Here is a 17,744-nt window from a genome sequence, read left to right as displayed (position 1 = left end):
ACCGCCAGCCACGCCCTGATCCACCCCGGATGCTGGAGCCATGCACACCGACACCGAGCGTTGCGTCCGGGCCGTGCAGTCGAAGGACGCGCGGTTCGACGGCTGGTTCTTCACGGCCGTCCTGACCACCCGCATCTACTGCCGTCCCAGCTGCCCGGCCGTGCCGCCCAAGGTCGAGAACATGACCTTCCTGCCCAGCGCCGCCGCCTGCCAGCAGGCGGGCTTCCGCGCCTGCAAGCGCTGCCGGCCCGACACCAGCCCCGGCTCCCCGGAGTGGAACGCCCGCGCCGACGCCGTGGCCCGGGCCATGCGGCTCATCCAGGACGGCGTCGTCGACCGCGAGGGCGTCCCCGGGCTCGCCGCCCGGCTCGGCTACTCGACCCGCCAGATCGAGCGGCAGCTCAATGCCGAGCTCGGCGCGGGCCCCCTGGCCCTGGCCCGCGCGCAGCGCGCCCAGACCGCCCGCCTGCTGATCGAGACCTCCGCCCTGCCGATGGGCGACGTCGCCTTCGCGGCCGGGTTCGCCTCGATCCGCAGCTTCAACGACACCGTCCGCGAGGTCTTCGCCCTCTCCCCCAGCGAGCTGCGCACCCGCGCCGCCCGGCGTCCCGGCACCCCGTCCAGCACGCCGGGGACGCTGTCGCTGCGGCTGCCGCACCGGGCCCCGCTCAACCCCACCAATCTGTTCGGGCACCTGGCCGCGACCGCGGTCCCCGGGGTCGAGGAGTGGCGCGGCGGCGCCTACCGCCGCACCCTGCGCCTGCCCTACGGCACCGGGACGGTGGCCCTGAGCCCGCAGGACGGCCACATCGGCTGCCAGCTGGCCCTGACCGACCTGCGGGACCTGACCATCGCCATCAGCCGGTGCCGCTGGATGCTGGACCTGGACGCCGACCCGGTGGCCGTGGACGAGCAGCTGCGCGGCGATCCGCTGCTGGCCCCGCTCGTGGACCGGGCCCCCGGCCGCCGGGTGCCGCGTACGGTCGACGCCGCCGAGTTCGCCGTACGGGCGGTGCTCGGGCAGCAGGTGTCGACGGCGGCGGCCCGTACGCACGCGGCGCGGCTGGTCACGGCCCACGGGGAACCGGTGGAGGACCCCGACCCGGACGGCGGGCTGACCCACCTCTTCCCCTCCCCCCGGGCGCTGGCCGCGCTCGACCCGGAGGCGCTCGCGCTGCCGCGCAGCCGCCGCACCACGCTGACCACGCTGGTCGGCGCCCTGGCCGACGGTTCGCTGCCGCTCGGCATCGACAGCGACTGGGAGGCCGCGCGGGCCCGGCTCGCGGGCCTGCCCGGGTTCGGGCCCTGGACCACCGAGGTGATCGCGATGCGGGCGCTGGGCGACCCGGACGCGTTCCTGCCCTCGGACCTCGGCGTCCGGCGCGCGGCGGCCGGCCTCGGGCTGCCGTCCACCCCGGCGGCGCTGACCGCCCGGGCGGCCTCCTGGCGGCCCTGGCGGGCGTACGCCGTGCAGTACCTGTGGGCGACCGACTCCCACCCCATCAACCACCTGCCCGTCTGACGGACAAGGACGACACGATGAACAGCAAGGGCAACACCGGCATGAAGCAGCACACCGTGGTCGACAGCCCCTACGGCCCGCTCACGCTCGTCGCCGCCGACGGCGTCCTGTGCGGCCTGTACATGACCGGGCAGCGGCACCGGCCCGCCGAGGAGTCCTTCGGCGAGCGGGTCTCGGCGCGGGAGGAGCCGTTCCCCGAGGTGGCGCGGCAGCTGACCGCGTACTTCGCGGGTGAGCTGACCGAGTTCGACGTGCCGATGCGCCTGGACGGCACCGAGTTCCAGCGCAGTGTGTGGGCGCAGCTGCGGCGGATCCCGTACGGCGAGACGTGGTCGTACGGCCGGCTCGCCGCCGAGCTCGGCAAGCCGAACGCGTCCCGCGCGGTGGGGCTGGCCAACGGCAAGAACCCGATCGGCATCATCGTCCCGTGCCACCGCGTGATCGGGGCGTCGGGCGGCATGACCGGCTACGGCGGCGGCCTGGACCGCAAGGAGCGGCTGCTGGCCCTGGAGTCGGGCGAGCCGGCCGCACCGCCGGCGGCGCTGTTCTAGCCCTTCGGCTCAGGCCCGCCGGAGCCGGGAATCGAGGACCGCGCCGAGGAGGTCGGCTTCGCCGGGCGCGGTCAGCAGGCGCTTGGGCAGGATCAGCGCCTTGGTCTTGAGGCCGGCCCCGCCGATGACGACGTAGAGGCTCGGGGTCTCGTGATATCGCGTCATCTGGTCCCAGCCCGTGCGGAAGGCCTCCGCGCCGTCGAGGACGGCCACGATGCCGGTGCCGTCGACGACGCACTCCGCGCCCTCGTGGTCCCGCTGGATCCGGAGGGCCTTCGCGACGATCTGCCGGGGCAGGATCAGGGACATCACCGACCCGTAGACGACGGCCAGCGCCAGGAGGACGAAGTTCACCGAGCCGCCCTCGGCGTCGACGCGCACGCCCGGGAGCGCGATGACGAGCGCGCACGCGGCGGCGAACCAGCGCACCCGGCGGAACGTTCCCGCCGCCTTCAGCCCCTCGCGGATCTCGCTCTTCTCCAACGTGCCCGTGAACCGAAGCACGACCTCGCCCGTGACCTGGGCATCCTGCTGACTTGGTATGTCTTCTGTTTCCACAGCCGCGGAGCATAGCGCTCCGCGTGCCTAGACCACGCTCAGCGGTACCAGCAGGGCGAAGGCCGCGCCCGCCTCCACGGCGTGACCGAAGTACGAGGGGTGCTGGACCGGGGCCGCGAGGAGGACCAGCTTCTGCTGGGCGACGGCGGCCGCCTGCCAGTCGGAGGGGGCGCCGAGGTAGCCCTGGAACCAGCCCTCGCAGGCGCCGGGGCCGGTGACGAACAGGGCGTCGTCGGCCTGGCGGTAGACCGCGTTCCAGTCGGGGGCGGTGGTGGCCCAGCCCTCGTAGTCGGTGAAGTGGGCCCAGCCGCCGTCGCGTATCGCGGTGTCGAAGAGCCAGATCGGCACCCCTTCGGGCGTGACCTCGTCGCCCGCGAGCTGTTCGGTGGTGAAGTGGACCATGGGGAGGGCGTCGGGGCCCTCGTCGCTGGTGCTGGGCCAGGCGTACATGTCGAGCGTGGTCATGCGGGGCGGCGTCCGTTCTCCAGTTCGGCGGTGCCCTCGCCCGACTCCAGGACCCGGCAGGCCTCTTGGATGCGCAGGCCGAGGGATCCGGGGAGGTAGGCGGTGAGTCGGGCGGGCTCGACCAGTTTCCAGGACAGGAGTTCCTCCTCCTGGAGAGTGATGGCGGCGAGCTGACCGGCGTCGAGGACGCCGCCGTCGTAGACGTACGCCACCAGGGGCGGCCGGCCGGTGCCCAGGACCCAGTCCACGGCGAGCAGCCGGCCGAGCGGGAGGTCGAGGCCGATCTCCTCGGCGCTCTCGCGGCGGGCGGCCGTACGCGGGGACTCGCCCTCGTCCGACTCGATGGTCCCGCCGGGCAGGGCCCAGCCCTCGCGGTAGTTCGGTTCGACGAGGAGGACCCGGCCCTCGGCGTCGCGGAAGAGCGCGGCGGATCCGGCCAGTACCCGGGGCAGGCTCGCGATGTAGGCGGCGTAGTCAGTGGTGGTCACGCCCGCAACCCTACCGATCCGGGGTGAACTCCGTGATCATGCCCGGGCCGCCCCCGGCGCCGTCGGCTACCCCTGTCCCGGCCGGCCCCGGCCCGGGCCGCGCGCCCGGCCCCCGGTGTGTTCGGTCAGGGCGTCGCCGACCATCGCCGTGACGGCGTCGCGCAGGCCGTGCAGCGGGTGGTGGCGGGCGGGTCCCGCGCCGGGGTCGGCGCGCAGTTCCTTCACCAGGGCCCAGCAGAGCAGCAGCATGACGACGACGAAGGGCAGCGCGACCAGGATGGTCGCGGTCTGGAGGGACTTCAGGCCGCCGGCGACCAGCAGTACGGCGGCCACGGCGGCCATCAGGACGCCCCAGGTCAGCACCAGCCAGGTCGGCGGGTTCAGGGAGCCGCGGCTGGTGAGGGAGCCCATGACCAGGGAGGCCGAGTCGGCGCTGGTGACGAAGTAGGTCATCACGAGCAGCATCGCGACGTACGAGGTGACGGTGCCCAGCGGCAGGGCGTCGAGCATGGCGAAGAGGGAGGCCTCGGCGCCTTCCTTGACGGCGGCGGCGAGGTCGGCCGCGCCGGTGGAGTCGAGCCGGATGGCGGTACCGCCCATGACGCAGAACCAGACGACGGTGGCGCCGCTGGGGACCAGGAGGACGCCGATGAGGAACTCGCGGATGGTGCGGCCGCGCGAGATGCGGGCGATGAAGGTACCGACGAACGGCGCCCAGGACAGCCACCACGCCCAGTAGAAGATCGTCCACGCGCCGAGCCAGGCGCTGTCGGTGAACGCGCCGGTGGCGGTGGCCATGGGGAGGAGGTTGTGCAGGTAGCTGCCGACGCTGGCCGGGACCACGTCGAGGATGTAGACGGTCGGGCCGAGGACGAAGACGAAGAGCATGAGGGCGCCGGCGAGCACGAGGTTGACGCTGCTGAGCCATTTGACGCCCTTGTGCAGGCCCGAGAAGGCGGAGAGCACGAACGCGGCCGACAGCGAGGCGATGATGATCAGCTCGACGCCGGTGGAGTCCTCGACCCCGGCGGTGATGCTGAGGCCCTCGGCGACCTGGAGGGCGCCCAGGCCCAGGCTGGTCGCCGTACCGAAGACGGTGGCGAAGACGGCGAGCAGGTCGACGGCCTTGCCCTGCCAGCCGTCGGCCCGGCGCGTGCCGATGAGGGGCACGAAGGCGGAGGAGAGCCGGTTGCCGCGGCCCTTGCGGAAGGTGGCGTAGGCGAGGGCGAGGCCGGCGATGCCGTAGATCGCCCAGGGGGTCAGGGTCCAGTGGAAGAAGGAGTAGTCGAGCGCGGCGCGGGCGGCGTCGCCCGTCTGCGGGGCCGCGCCGCTGGCGGGGGGCGGGGCGAGGTAGTGGGTGAGGGGCTCCCCCACGCCGTAGAACATCAGGCCGATGCCCATGCCGGCGCTGAACATCATCGCGATCCACGCGAGGTTGGTGAACTCGGGCTCGGAGTCGTCGGAGCCGAGCCGGATCCGGCCGAAACGGCTGATGGCGAGCACGACGCACAGGACGAGGAAGGTGTCGGCGGCGATCACGAACAGCCAGGCGAAGTTGTCCAGGACCCAGGCCAGGGCAGTGCTGGACGCGGTGTCGAAGGATCCCTTGGCGAGGGCCGCCCAGGCGACGGCGGCCAGCACGACGACCACGCCGACGGTGACGACCGTCCGGTCGGGGGCGCCGTCCCCGGTGCTTCCGGGGGGTTCCGGGCTGTCCGGGCGGGGCTGATCCAGGGAATCCGTGCTCATGCGGCCCCACTATGGTGGCGTAAATAGGGATTTTTAGGCATGGCGCGCCGGGTGTGGCCCAGGCCACCCATGGGCATAGGAGGATCCTCCGGATAGGCTCGGGGTGGCGCGACTGCACTGTTCGATAGCAAGGGATTAGCAAGGTGACGAACGGAGCAGTAACTGAGACCGCGCGCGTGCTCATCGCCGCGGACAAATTCAAGGGCTCGCTCACGGCCGTACAGGTCGCGGAGCGGGTGACGGCGGGGCTTCGCTCGGCCGTACCGGACGTGGAGGTCGAGACCCTCCCGGTCGCGGACGGCGGCGACGGCACGGTCGCGGCCGCGGTGGCGGCAGGGTTCGAACGCCGGGAGGTACGGGTCACCGGACCGCTCGGGGAGCAGGTCACGGCCGCTTTCGCGCTGCGCGACGGCACCGCCGTGGTGGAGATGGCGGAGGCCTCCGGGCTCCAGCTGCTGCCGTCGGGTGTGTTCGCGCCGCTGACGGCGACGACGTACGGCTCCGGCGAGCTGCTGAAGGCCGCGCTGGACGCGGGCGCGCGTTCGATCGTCTTCGGTGTGGGCGGCAGCGCCACCACCGACGGCGGCGCGGGCATGCTGCAGGCACTGGGCGCGGTGTTCCTGGATGCGAACGGCGAACCGGTCGGTCCGGGCGGCGGCGCGCTGGCGGCGCTGGCGTCGGCGGACCTGTCGGGGGTCGATGCGCGGTTCGCCGAGGTGGACTTCGTCCTGGCCAGCGACGTGGACAACCCGCTGACCGGCCCGAAGGGCGCGCCGGCGGTGTACGGCCCGCAGAAGGGCGCCTCCCCGCAGGACGTGGCGACGCTGGACGCGGCGCTGGCGCACTTCGCGCGGGTGCTGGAGAAGGCGATCGGGCCCCGGGCGGCGGAGTGCGCTCTGGCGCCGGGCGCGGGCGGCGCGGGCGGTATCGGCTACGGCGCGCTGCTGCTCGGTGCGAGCTTCCGGCCCGGCATCGAGCTGATGCTGGAGGTGCTGGGCTTCGCCCCGGCCCTGGAGCGGGCGACGCTGGTCATCACGGGTGAGGGCTCGCTGGACGAGCAGACCCTGCACGGCAAGGCCCCGGCGGGCGTGGCGGCCGCCGCGCGGGCGGCGGGCAAGGAGGTCGTGGCGGTCTGCGGACGGCTGCTGCTGGCCCAGGAGGCCCTCCAGGCGGCGGGCATCCGCCGCGCGTACCCGCTGACGGAGCTGGAGCCGGACCCGGCGAAGTGCATCGCGAACGCGGGTCCGCTGCTGGAGCGGGTGGCGGCGAACATCGCGTCGGACGTGCTCTGAGCTCCGCCGCGCGCTGCTGACGGCCGCTGACGGCGCCGCCGTCCTCCCCCGGTACGACGCCAGGCCCCTTGCCCACCCGGGCGGGGGGCCTGCGTCGTACCCGTCCCGGGGCGGGCCGGCGGCCGGCGGCCCTCGGCCGTCCGACGGCCGACGTTGCCCGATCGGGCAGGGGCGGCGTGCCGGGCGGGTGCCCCGGTGGGGGTGGTCCGGCGAGCGGCCGGTGGCGAGCATGGCGGGGTGACCAACTGCACGGTGTGCGGGACGCGTTGTGGCCCGGGGGAACAGTTCTGCGGCAACTGCGGGACGTTCCTGGAGTGGGACGGCGACCGGGCCGCCGGGCCGGGTACGCCGGGCCGGCCGGGCGGTGCCGGAGGGCCGGGCGCTGGCGGCGGTGCCGGAGGGGCGGGCGGTCGGGGTCCCGCGGGCGGCGCCGCCGGGGCCAGTGACGCCGCCGGGGCCAGTGACGCCGCCGGGGCCGGTGATGCCGCCGGGGCGGGGCCTGCCGCGGGCGCGGGTCGGCAAGACGAGTCAGGCGGTGCGGGCAGTGCCGGCGGTACTGGCGGGGCTGGCACTGGCCGTGCTGGTGGCACTGGCGAGGCTGGCGGGGCGGACGTTGCGCCCCACCGGGCGACCGGTGCGGGCGCCGCGTCGGCGGCGCCCCGGGCGGGCGTACGGCGGGTGCGGGCCGTGCAGCCGCCCGGCGACGGCGGTGCGGCCGCCGCGCGGCCGGTGCAGCGGCAACACCCGGTCGAGGAGGCTCCGCCGCAGGCCGGCGACCTGATCTGCGGGCAGTGCGGGGTGGGCAACGTCCCCAGCCGCAAGTACTGCCGCCGCTGCGGCTCCTCCCTCGCGGACGCGCCCGTCGTCCCCCGGCCCCCGTGGTGGCGGCGGCTGCTCCCGCGCAGGCCCCGCCGCACCCACGCGGCCGGGGAGCGCCCCCGGCGTCCCCGGCAGTGGCGGCTGCCGCGGTTCGTCCTGCCCGTGGTGGTCCTGCTGGCCCTGGCCGGCACGGGCTATCTGTTCCGTACGGAGCTGCTGGGCGTCGTGGACGCGGTACGCGACCGGATCTCCGACCCCCAGCAGTTCCACGCCGTGGAGGTGACCGCCTCCAGTGCCCGTCCCGGGCACGAGCCGGGGCTGGCGGTGGACGGGACCACCGACAAGTACTGGGCGCCCGCCACGGCCGGGCCGGGCGAGTTCCTCGAGGCCGGCTTCCCGGGCCCGGTCCGGCTGCTGGACCTGGTGGTGCGGCCCGGGGCGTCGCCGGTCGCGGAGGCCTTCCTCCAGCAGGGCCGGCCGAGCGGTCTGCTGCTGACGGCGACCACCGCCGACGGCCGGACGGTCACGCGCACGGTGCGGCTCGCCGACGTACCCGGACAGCAGCGGTTCCACTTCGCCGTCAGTGACGTGGTGCGGCTGCGCCTCACGGTCCAGGGCGGCTACGGCACGGCGGACGGCCGCCCGCCCGCCCTGGCCGAGGTCGAGTTCTTCAAGCGGCCCTAGGGGCTCCTAGCCGCGCAGGAGGGCTGCCAGCATGTCCGCGTGGCGGCGTTGGGCCTGGCGGGCGGCCGCGCGGTCGCCCGCGGCCTGGTGGGCGGCGATCAGCAGCCGCCAGACGGCGTCCTGGAAGGGGTCCAGGGTCAGGGCGTGGGCGGCCGCCGCCACCGCGGCGCCCGGGCGGTCGCGGGTCAGCTCGACCTCGGCCAGGGTGTGCGCGGCGCGGACGGCCTGCGTGCGGTAGCGCTCGCGGATCGGGACCACCCACTCGGCCGGGCCGTCCTCGGGGAGCAGTTCGCCGGTGTAGAGGCGCAGCGCCCCGCCGAGGGACTCGGCGGCGCGGTCGGCGTCGCCGCGGGCGGCGGCGGTCAGGCCCGCTCCGGCGGCGGCCTCGAAGCGCTGGACGTCACAGGAGCCGCCGGGGGCGAGGCTGAGCATGTACGCCTCGCCGGATCGGACCAGGAGCCGGCCCCGGCCGCGGTCCTGGCCCGGTTCCAGGACGGTGCGCAGCGTGGAGACGGCCGTCTGCAGTCCGTGTCCGGCGGTACGGGCGGAACTCTCGGGCCACAGGGCGGCCATGAGGTGCTCGCGGTGGACGGGCCGGCCCGCGTGGACGGCGAGCAGCCGGGCCAGGGCCCGTACCCGGGGGCGGGTGGCGCCCCAGTCCAGCGGCCGGCCGTCGACGGTGATCTCGAAGCGGCGGAAGCAGCGCAGGGTGAGCCCCCGTGCGCGGTCGTCGTCCGCCTCCGTGCCGGTGTCGGGGCCGGTCGGGCGGGGGCGCGGGGGCGGCGGGGAGGGGCGGCGGCCGGCGCAGCGGCGGGCGAGGTGGGCCCGCAGCAGCGGGACGCAGTCGCCCGTCCCGTACTCCTCGGCCAGCTCCGGCGATTCCTCGGCGCCGCGCCGCAGGTCCCGTAACAGCCGCTCGGGGAGGGCGCCGAGGACCTCCCGGTCGAGGTAGGTGCGCAGGGCGGGGGCGTCGAGGGGGTCGCGACCGGCGGCCGCGGCGGGCTGGCCCAGGCGCAGTACGGCGGGCCAGCCGCGGCCGAGCCGGAGCAGGCCGGGGTCCGCGGCCGGAAAGGCCGCGGCGGCCTCGGCGTCGCTCAGGCGCAGGTCGCGGGCGGTGAGGACGGGGGTGTCGGACAGCTCCAGGCGGGCGAGGTTGACGGCGGGCATGCGGCGGCCGGCGAGGACGACCCGCAGCCGGCCGGGCGGGGCGAGCCGGGCGAGTTCCTCCAGCGCCGCCTCGGCGGGGTTGCCGTGCACCAGATGGACGTCGTCGACGAGCAGCAGGACCGGCTCGGGGCCGCGTTCGACGGCGAGGAGGACGGATTCGACGGTCGGGCCGGGCGCCCCCGGCTCGCCTGGCGCCAGCCTGGTCAGGAGCGTGGCCGCGTCGCGGGTGTCGCGGCACGGCCGCCAGTGCACGACGCGGCCCTCGAAGGCGGCGGCGGTCCGGGTCAGCAGGGTGGTCTTGCCGTATCCGGCGGGTGCGACGACGAGTGTCAGGGCACCGGAACCGCTGGTGGGCAAGGGTGACAACGACGTACGGACGGGCATGTCCGGCCTCCTCCCCGCTCAAGAGCAGGTCAAGGATGGGTACCTACTCTCCGTAGCGCATGAGTAACCCATTACCCAATCGGGGGCGCGGCGACGGCGCACGGCTCCCGGGCGGGGGCGGTTGCTGCGGCGACGCCCTCAGCGGGGCAGGACCTCGACCCGGAACGGCAGGTGCACCGGGCGGTTGCGGGCCACGAACGCCGTCAGCGCGGCCGTGTCGACGCGGGCCGGGTCGGTGACCCGCAGCCGGACCAGCAGGTACGGCCGGTCGGAGCCGGGCAGCGGGGTGCCGGGGGTGGTGGACCACACGGCGCCACCGCTCTCCTCGATCTCCGGGGTCACCCCGAAGGCCCGGCGGACCTGTTCGGCCAGTCCGGTCCGGGTCCCGCGCAGCCCATGGCCGGCAACGGCTCCCGGGACCGCCCCCGGGGTCGCGTCCGCGCCCGGCACACCGTCCGCGCCGCCGCCGTCACCGTCACCCTCGCCGTCGCCGTCGCCGTCGCCGTCGCCCAGGACGTCGTCCGCGCCGACCCACGCGGCCAGCAGTGCCACGAAGTCGGCCGGGGCCAGGCGCGGGTCGAAGTACGCGGGCAGGCAGTCCAGGACCGTCAGGACCGGTGCGAGCACCTCGTCCAGGCCCTCGGTGATCCGCTGCGCCAGGTCGTCCTCCGCGTAGACGGCGGGCAGCTGGGCGCCCAGCGGGTGGCGGGAGGGCAGGCCGGGGACCAGGCGCCGGTTCACCGGGCCTCCACCCGCACCTGGTGGTCGTAGCTGAAGGCGAGCGCGCCGGGCCCGAGCACGATCCGGTCGGCGCCCTCGCCGCGCCGCCGCGTCTCCAGGTCGGCGGGGAAGAGCCGTACGCTCTCCACCGACTCCACGCCCGGCACCTGTTCGAGTACGGCCCACACCGCGCCGCTGTGCACGGCCCGGCCGAACGGCCAGCCGTCGCCGGACGGGCCGCCGGTGAGCGGGTTGAGCTGCCGGTACAGGGCGGCGAGCGCGGCCCGCTGCACGCGGGCGGCGGGCACGCCGGCGGTGGCGTGCAGGACGGCGACGACGGTGACGCCCTGGTAGTAGGGGGGTTCGACGACGAGACGGGTGCCGAGCACGCGGCGGGCGTCGAGGTAGGCGGTGACGTGCCGCAGCAGGGCGGGCGGGCAGGCCATCCGGCCGAATTCCAGGCGGCCCTCGCCGTCGTCCTCGGCGGCCGGTACGAGCAGCACGCGCACCACGCCCGGGCCCTCCTCCAGGGCTTCGACGCATCGCACGCGGGCCACCTCGGGCGCGGCCTGCCGGGTCAGGTACTCGTAGTCCTCGGCGGTCACCGCCCGTTCCCGCGTCCGCAGTCCCATGGCCCCGCGCAGCCGGGCGTTGGCGACGTCCTCGCCGTCGACCCCGCCGCCGGCCGCGCGCCGGTTCTCGACGCGTGCGATGTACGGGATGGAGCTGCGCAGGACGTTCAGCGTGCGCCGGGCCACGTTGCCGCGACGGCCGCCGCCGGTGAGGTACGGCCGCGCGCGCACCGGTACGCCCTTGGCGGGGACCGCCCCGTACTGGCGCAGGCTGCCGTCGGCCTCGCGGACGGCGGGCCCGAAGGCGACCTCGCCGGTGGCCCGGTCGAGGCGGACGTGCCGGTCGCCGGGGCCGGACTCGGCGAAGTGCGCGACCTCCGTCCAGGGCAGCCAGTTCCCGGCGGTGGTGCGGGTCTCGACGGTGAAGGGCGGGCCGCCGGCGACGACCGGGGTCCGGTCGAGGGTGAAGGCCTGCCCGGGTACCCCCTCGCTGACGCCGAGGAGTTCGGCGGCGGCCCGCTCGGCGTGCACGGCCGGGGTGGTACCGCCGATCGTGAACGCCTCGGCGGAGAGCAGGGTCGGGGTCGCGGAGTACGGGCGCCGGCCCAGCGGCGGCTGGACGACGCAGCGCAGCCAGCCGGCGCGCTGCCGGGCCTCGGCGGAGGGCAGGTGCCCGGCGGGGAGGTGGAGGAGGACGTCCCCGGGCCGATTGAAGCCGCCGGTGCCGTCGCGGTCGACCTCGCAGGCGGTCCAGCCCTCGCCGGTCCACGCCTCCCAGGCCAGGGGCGGGGCGTCGGGGTCGATGCCGTGGCCGGCGACGGGGAAGTCCAGGCGCAGCGCGACCACGCAGGAGGGCGCGGCCTGCGAGAGGCCGAAGTAGAGGGCGTCGCCGGGGCGCGGCACGGGCGCGAAGCAGGGCACGCCGCGGCCGCCCGCGAGTTCGGTGGCGCGGTCGGCGGGGACGGCTCCCGGGTCGGTGCGGCCGGTGGCCAGCACCGCCAGCTCGACCGGTACGACGGCCAGTTCGCCGAGGGTGGAGAAGACGACCGCCTCCTCGGTCTCGGTGCGGGTGGTGGCGACCTCGCTGCCCTCGCGGATCCGGACGGTCTCGGGCCGGGGCGCGGACAGCCAGAAGGTGACGTCGGCGCGGGCGGCGGCGGGCGGGTTGAGGGTGAGGCCGATCAGGTCGAGGAAGGCCAGGTGGTTCTTGTCGGGGACCCGGTTGAGGCGGTAGATGAGCTGGTCGGTCATGTGGGCGAACGCCTCGATGAGGGTGACGCCCGGGTCGGAGACGTTGTGGTCGCTCCACTGCGGGCAGCGCTGCTGGACCATCCGTTTGGCCTCGTCCACGAGGTCCTGGAAGCGCCGGTCGTCGAGGTTGGGGCGGGGCAGGGCCATCAGCCGGCGCTCCCCTCGGGTGCGTCGTGGGCGGGGATGACGTAGAAGGGGAAGACCAGGTTGCGCGGGTCGTTGGAGCCGCGCAGGGCGTAGCGGATGTCGATGTAGAGGGTGCCGGCCTCGACGGCGTCGAAGCTGACGGCGACGTCGACGAGGTCGATGCGGGGCTCCCAGCGTTCCAGGGACAGCCGTACCTCGTAGCCGATCTGGGCGGCGGTGGCGGCGTCGGCGGGGGCGAAGACGTGGTCGTGGATGGCGCAGCCGAACTGCGGCCGCATGGGGCGTTCACCGGGTGCCGTGCCCAGGATCAGCCGCATGCTCTCCTCGATCTCCTGTTCGCGGCGTACGAGGGCGATCGCCCCGGTGGCGTCCGTACGCAGCGGGAAGGCCCAGCCGGCGCCGACGAACTGCTCCCCCACGGCCGCCTCACCCGCCGATCAGGACGGTGGGCGCGCCCATGACGACCGGCGCGCCGCAGGCGGCGAGGTCGCCCACGCGGGCGGCGGGCAGTCCACCGATGAGGACGGTGGGGCAGCCGGGCGGGGCGATGACGGAGGGCGGGTGGACGGCGGGTGGCGGGAAGGAGCAGATGTGCGGGGTGGACACGACGGCCGCGGGCAGGCCCGCGATCAGCACGGTGGGCACTCCGGGCGGTGCGATCACCCCGGGGTGGCCGGTGGGGTCCCCGACGCGGGCGGCTGGCGGCATCCGCGGTCTCTCCTTCACTGGTGTGCGCAGGTGCACGGGCGGGCGGGCAGGGTGACGTGTCGTCAGTTGATGCGGACGAGGGCGGCGTTGATCGACAGGCTGGCGCCTCCCTTGAGTTCGGTGCTGGCCTGTCCGTTGACCGCGACCGTGGCGCCCTGGACGTCCACCTGGCCGTTGCTGCGCAGCGTGAGCGCGCCCGCTCCGGCGTCGGCCTCGATGCCCGTCCGGGCTTTGAACCGCAGGGACTGGCCGGTGAGTTCGAGGGCTCCGGTGCCGGCGTCCATGGTGATGCCGGCCTGCGCGGTGACGGTGACCTTGTCCTGGGCGTCGATCTCGACGGTGCCGTCGCTGTGCACGGTGACGGCGGTGGCCTGCCGGTCGAGGTGGAGGGTGAGCTTGCCGTCACCGCTGGCCAGGCGGACGCCCTGGGGGCCGCCGGCGCAGTCGAGGAGTTCCAGGCGGTTGCCGGAACGGCTCACCAGGGAACGGCGGTTGGTCGCGCCGCTGGTGGCGTCGACGAGCGGGGCGTCGTGGTCGGAGGGTTTGTCCTGGCCGTTGTAGAGCCCGCCCAGGACGTACGGGTGGTCGACACGGCCCTGCTCGAAGGCGACGAGCACCTCGTCGCCGACCTCGGGCCCGAAGATCCCGCCGCCGCCCTTGCCGCCGAGGTCGGCGGTCCGGGCCCAGTCGCTGACGTACTCCCCGTCCAGCCAGGGGAAGGCGAGCCTGACCCGGCCCCGGTCCTCGGGGTCGCGGGTGTCGGTGACGGTGGCGTTGACGACACCGCCGATCCGGTCCTGGGGCAGGCCGCCGGCGGCACCGGAGGCGAGGCCGAACAGGGAGCGGTCGGAGCGGCCGCCGACGGTGATCCAGGTCTGGTAGCCGGTCGCGGGGTCGAAGACGTGCCGGCTGGCGGAGATCGTGTACTTGCCCTCGAAGGGCGCGCCGACATTGGTGAGGGTGACGGCGGTCCCGGCCCGCAGCCGGGGCAGGCCGGTGGTGACGGCGTCGAGTTCGGCGAGCGAGGCGGCGAGGTCGGCGGCCAGCACCTTCGCCGCCTGGTCGGCCTCGGCCTGGGTGCGGTGGGGGGTGTCGGTGGCCAGGAAGGTGGCCGGGCCGAAGGCGTCGGCGGCCTGCCGCGGGGTCAGGCCCAGCTCCAGCCGGTCGCTGTGCCCGGCCGGCGCCCGGCCGACGACGGCCGACTTGGCGCGTACGTCCCAGCCGCGCACCTCGACCTGCTGCACCTGGTCGGCGGCGGTCACCGAGGCGTGGCAGCGCAGCAGGTTCCGGCCGAACTCCAGGACGTACGGGCTGCCCTGCGGGCGGGTGGCGGGAGCGGGCGCGGATCCGGTGGTGGCGGGAACGCGGAAGAAGAACGCGCCCTCCAGGACGCCGACTTCGGCACCGGCGAGGTCGGCGAGCCGGTGCAGGAACTCCCAGTCGGTGATCCCGGGCTGTGCGAGGTGCTCGTACACGGTGGTGGTCGCGTCGACCGTACCGACGCGCAGCCCCGCGCGCCGGGCGACCTGGACGGCGACGTCGGAGGCGGTCATCTGGCGGTAGCCGGCGACACGGCGGCCGCGGAAGAGCCGGTGGGCGTGGTCGAGACCGCGGACGACGGTGAACGTTCCGGTGCTGTCGAGGTCGATCTCGACGGCCGTGACCTCGCCGGAGACCAGCAGCCGGCGCTCCGGGTCGTCGGCGGCGCGCGCGTACAAGGTGACGGCGGCCCCGAGGGTGAACCCGGCGGAGCGCAGGGTGAGGTGGTGCGGGTCGCGGAAGCGGAGCACGAACAGGTCGGGCAGCTGGGTGCTGTCGTCGACGTATGCGGAGACGAGGGTCTGAGCGACGGGGTCGGGCAGCGGCGCGCCCGCGACCTCGACGACGAGGGTGCTGGCGAAGGTCTCTCCGGCCATCGGTCAGGTCAGCTCCTCGGCGGCGGGCAGCAGGAGTTCGGTGCCGGGCGCCAGCCGCATCGGGTCGTCGATGTCGTTGGCCTCGGCGATATGGCGCCAGGCGGTCGCGTCGCCGTACTCCCGCCAGGCGAGCAGGGCGAGGGTGTCGCCGGTGACGACACGGTGCGCGCGGCGGGCGGCGCGGGCGCCGGAGGTGGGGTTCTGGCCCGGCATGGGGCCGCTGAGCTCCTCCAGCGTGACCTGGCACACGGCCCGGATGGGGATGCCGCCGGGGGTGAACAGGGTGTACTTGGCCTGCACTTGGCTGACGTATCCGACGAATCCGGTGAGGCCGCCCCAGCGCAGGATCACCCAGGGCGGGACGCCCTGTTTGCGCTGGTGGGTCTCGGGCGTGGCCACGCAGCAGGCGAGCAGCTTCTCGACGGCGGCGACGACCTTGTCGTCCTGCTCGGCGCTGGCGTCGAAGAACATCTCCAGGCTGAGGCGGGCGGCGCCGGGCCCCTTGAACTCGGCCGGCCCGGCGGTGGCCGCGCCCTTGGCGGGCTTGCGCTCCCACTCGGCGGACTTGGCCAGGCTGAGCTCCTTGGGGTTGAACTGGAAGTCGATCCGCCCCATCCGGGGCCCGGCGGGCCCCTGCCCGCCGTCGGCGGGGGGCTCGCGCAGCTCCAGCCAGGCGCGTTCGAGCTTGGGGCGGGGACCGGCGCCCGCGCCGGGGCCCGGACCCGTTCCGGGGCCGGCTCCCGCGGTGGCGGGGGTGGCCGAGGCGATGAAGGCGACGGGCTGGTGCAGCGACATGCGGGCGCTCCTAGCGGCCGGCGTTCAGGAAGCCGTGGTGGGCGATCTCGAGGGTCTCGGTGGCGACCTTGACGGTCTCGGGGCTGAGACTGGGCCCGGTCCAGCGCACGGGGACGACGTCCAGGAGGGACCAGCGGGCGACGACGGTGCCGTCGAGGGTCATGGCACTGATGCGGGCGGTCTTGCGGGGGATGCCGCCCAGCATGCCGGCGAGCCACTGGGTGACCTGCTGGGTGTCACGGGTGACGGGGCGGGAGAGCTTGATGTTGGTGTACTTGATCCGGGTGGGCAGCTGCCAGACGTGACCGTTGTTCCCGCCCTCCTCGCGCTGCTCCATGACGACTTCGCAGCCGAGACCTTCGCAGCTGTTGAAGGCACCGAGGCTGATGTTGTCGATCTCGACCATGAAGCACACGCTGACGGCGGGGTCCTGCTGGTGGGGCTGGGACATGGGTTCCTCTTCCGTGGTGTGTGCCGGTCGTCCGCGGTGCGTGGCTCGGTTCGATGCCTCGGTTCAGCGCCTCGGTTCGGTGCCTCGGATCAGTGCCTCGGATCGAGTCGTACGCCGGCCCGCTCCCGGTCGAGCCGCAGCTCGGCGCGGAGCAGCCGGCTGAGCGGCCCGACGAGCCGGCGTACGAGCTCGTCGGTGACGGGCGGGGGTGACGGGCTGTCGGCCGGACCCGGGGCCGCGGCCGACGGCGGGTTCGACGGCGGGTTCGGCGGGGCCTGCGCGGGTCCCGGGTCGAGCGGGGGACCGGGGTCCGGGGCGCGCTGCACGGGGGTGCCCCGGGACGGCGCGTCCGGCTCCCGGCGGTCGACGGCGGCGGGGGCGGCGTACAGGTCCGGGGACGGCGAGGGGGGCGGCGGCGGGAAGCCGCGCGGCACGGGCGCAGCCGGCGGTTGCCACGGTGCCGGTACGGCGCCGGCCGGCGGCGGCCGGAGACCGCCCCGGTCCACGGCCCGGAGCTCCGGGGCCCGCTCCCCGACCAGCCCGGCGAGGGGTACGAGGGGCAGGTCCACCGCCCGCTGGAGCGGAGTGACCGGCACGACGGCGAGCGACGCGCGGGACGTCCCCGGCGCTGGCGAAGCCGTCGGGGGCGGGGTCGGGCTCGGGGTCGGGGGCCTTGGATCCGGCTCCGGCGTCGGCTCCGGCATGACCGTGGCCCCTGCTGCTGCCCGCACCGGGACCGACGGGAGCGGCGCCCCGAGGCCCAGCCGCTTCCGGGAGACCGGAACCGGAGGCTCCGGGGGTGGCGCGGGCTCCGCCGGCCGCTGGCCGGAACCGGCCCCGGGAGCCGACGGTGCGAGGGGCTCGTCACCCACCAGGGGGCGCGCCGCCGGGAGTACGTGGACCCGCTCGACGGCGGACACCGGCCCGGGCTCCGGCAACCGCTGCACCGGCAGCGTCCGCATCGGAATCGCGACGGGCGGGGCCACGGTGAGCGGCGGGCCGGACCGGAACGCGCTCGGCGCGGGCACACCGGAACCGAGAGGCGGTACGGGTACGTCGGCCGGGGGCCCGGACGCGGTCGGGCGGCGCTGGAGCGTGGGGAGCGGCTCCACCGTGTCGGGCCCGCCGGGGCGGGCCTGCCCCGAGGCGTACGGCTCTACCGGCACGACGGGAAGCGCCGGGACGGCCGCAGGCTCCGTGGCCCGCCGGCCCGTGCCGGTCGGATCCGCCGGGCCGTGGCCGACGGGGTACGCGGGGGCGTCCGGAGGCTCCGGCCGGGACCGGTGACGCTGGACCACGACGGGCGGCTCCCCCACACGCCCCTCGGCCGGCCGCACCACGTCGGCCGACAGCTCCCGAGAGGCCCGACCGGTCCCGACCGGAGCCTCCGACGGGGGCGACGGGGCCGGAACACGCTGGACCGGGGCGGTCACTCCCACCGGGGGCGGCGCACCCGAGCCCGAAGGCGGAGCCAGGACGCCCGGACGCACCCGATCGGCGGGCGG

17 protein-coding genes are annotated in these 17,744 nt (G+C 75.6%); 4 read left to right on the top strand and 13 right to left on the bottom strand.

The window, feature by feature from the left end:
* Positions 1-40 precede the first annotated feature (40 nt).
* Together ACZ6KO_RS02525 and ACZ6KO_RS02520 are read left to right on the top strand one after the other, a co-directional pair.
* Positions 41-1,522: an AlkA N-terminal domain-containing protein gene (locus ACZ6KO_RS02525; protein ID WP_469299012.1), complete on the top strand. Its 1,482-nt coding sequence runs from the start codon at positions 41-43 to the stop codon at positions 1,520-1,522.
* 17 nt (positions 1,523-1,539) lie between these two features.
* Positions 1,540-2,073 carry a methylated-DNA--[protein]-cysteine S-methyltransferase gene (locus ACZ6KO_RS02520; protein WP_469299010.1) on the top strand — a complete coding sequence of 178 codons (534 nt, stop codon included), beginning with the start codon at positions 1,540-1,542 and terminating at the stop codon, positions 2,071-2,073.
* A 9-nt stretch (positions 2,074-2,082) separates the two neighbouring features.
* On the opposite strand, the gene ACZ6KO_RS02515 is transcribed toward ACZ6KO_RS02520, so the two are convergent.
* The 4 genes from ACZ6KO_RS02515 to ACZ6KO_RS02500 all read right to left on the bottom strand — a co-directional run bounded on the left by ACZ6KO_RS02515 (position 2,083) and on the right by ACZ6KO_RS02500 (position 5,333).
* Entirely contained in the window at positions 2,083-2,631 is a 549-nt protein-coding gene (locus tag ACZ6KO_RS02515; RefSeq protein ID WP_469299007.1) for a YcxB family protein, read from the bottom strand.
* 27 nt (positions 2,632-2,658) lie between these two features.
* The gene (locus tag ACZ6KO_RS02510) at positions 2,659-3,096 is read right to left on the bottom strand and encodes a hypothetical protein (RefSeq protein WP_469299005.1); all 438 of its coding nucleotides are present in this window, start codon (positions 3,094-3,096) and stop codon (positions 2,659-2,661) included.
* The gene (locus ACZ6KO_RS02505) at positions 3,093-3,584 is read right to left on the bottom strand and encodes an NUDIX domain-containing protein (RefSeq protein WP_469299002.1); all 492 of its coding nucleotides are present in this window, start codon (positions 3,582-3,584) and stop codon (positions 3,093-3,095) included. Before ACZ6KO_RS02505 ends, ACZ6KO_RS02510 begins: the two co-directional genes overlap by 4 nt.
* A 66-nt stretch (positions 3,585-3,650) precedes the next feature.
* Entirely contained in the window at positions 3,651-5,333 is a 1,683-nt protein-coding gene (locus ACZ6KO_RS02500; RefSeq protein ID WP_469299000.1) for a BCCT family transporter, read from the bottom strand.
* A gap of 143 nt (positions 5,334-5,476) precedes the next feature.
* On the opposite strand from ACZ6KO_RS02500, the gene ACZ6KO_RS02495 reads away from it, so the two are divergent.
* Together ACZ6KO_RS02495 and ACZ6KO_RS02490 are read left to right on the top strand one after the other, a co-directional pair.
* Entirely contained in the window at positions 5,477-6,625 is a 1,149-nt protein-coding gene (locus ACZ6KO_RS02495) for a glycerate kinase (protein WP_469298998.1), read from the top strand.
* Positions 6,626-7,312: 687 nt separating this feature from the next.
* Positions 7,313-8,128: an NADase-type glycan-binding domain-containing protein gene (locus ACZ6KO_RS02490; protein WP_469298996.1), complete on the top strand. Its 816-nt coding sequence runs from the start codon at positions 7,313-7,315 to the stop codon at positions 8,126-8,128.
* A 6-nt stretch (positions 8,129-8,134) separates the two neighbouring features.
* Here ACZ6KO_RS02490 and ACZ6KO_RS02485 read toward each other — a convergent pair whose 3' ends face one another.
* The 9 genes from ACZ6KO_RS02485 to ACZ6KO_RS02445 form a co-directional block, all read right to left on the bottom strand.
* Positions 8,135-9,679 (bottom strand): AfsR/SARP family transcriptional regulator, encoded by a 1,545-nt coding sequence (locus ACZ6KO_RS02485; protein WP_469298994.1) that lies wholly within the window; start codon positions 9,677-9,679, stop codon positions 8,135-8,137.
* A 138-nt stretch (positions 9,680-9,817) separates the two neighbouring features.
* Entirely contained in the window at positions 9,818-10,420 is a 603-nt protein-coding gene (locus ACZ6KO_RS02480; protein ID WP_469298989.1) for a phage tail protein, read from the bottom strand.
* Complete coding sequence (locus ACZ6KO_RS02475; RefSeq protein ID WP_469298987.1) at positions 10,417-12,369, bottom strand: putative baseplate assembly protein; 1,953 nt, start codon at positions 12,367-12,369, stop codon at positions 10,417-10,419. The genes ACZ6KO_RS02480 and ACZ6KO_RS02475 overlap by 4 nt, the downstream gene beginning before the upstream one ends.
* Entirely contained in the window at positions 12,369-12,788 is a 420-nt protein-coding gene (locus tag ACZ6KO_RS02470) for a GPW/gp25 family protein (RefSeq protein WP_469298985.1), read from the bottom strand. The genes ACZ6KO_RS02475 and ACZ6KO_RS02470 overlap by 1 nt, the downstream gene beginning before the upstream one ends.
* Positions 12,789-12,795: 7 nt before the next feature.
* A complete protein-coding gene (locus ACZ6KO_RS02465) occupies positions 12,796-13,077 on the bottom strand; it encodes a PAAR domain-containing protein (protein WP_469298982.1) in 282 nt (93 codons plus the stop codon).
* 62 nt (positions 13,078-13,139) lie between these two features.
* On the bottom strand, positions 13,140-14,993 hold the full coding sequence (locus tag ACZ6KO_RS02460) for a VgrG-related protein (protein ID WP_469298979.1): 1,854 nt from the start codon (positions 14,991-14,993) through the stop codon (positions 13,140-13,142).
* 3 nt (positions 14,994-14,996) lie between these two features.
* Entirely contained in the window at positions 14,997-15,788 is a 792-nt protein-coding gene (locus ACZ6KO_RS02455) for a CIS tube protein (protein ID WP_469298977.1), read from the bottom strand.
* A 10-nt stretch (positions 15,789-15,798) separates the two neighbouring features.
* Positions 15,799-16,239 (bottom strand): phage tail protein, encoded by a 441-nt coding sequence (locus ACZ6KO_RS02450; protein WP_469298975.1) that lies wholly within the window; start codon positions 16,237-16,239, stop codon positions 15,799-15,801.
* 89 nt (positions 16,240-16,328) lie between these two features.
* The gene (locus ACZ6KO_RS02445; protein ID WP_469298973.1) at positions 16,329-16,835 is read right to left on the bottom strand and encodes a hypothetical protein; all 507 of its coding nucleotides are present in this window, start codon (positions 16,833-16,835) and stop codon (positions 16,329-16,331) included.
* Positions 16,836-17,744 lie beyond the last annotated feature (909 nt).

This window comes from Streptomyces sp. NPDC042102, assembly GCF_055582305.1.
This window is presented reverse-complemented; position numbering and strand designations above follow the sequence as displayed.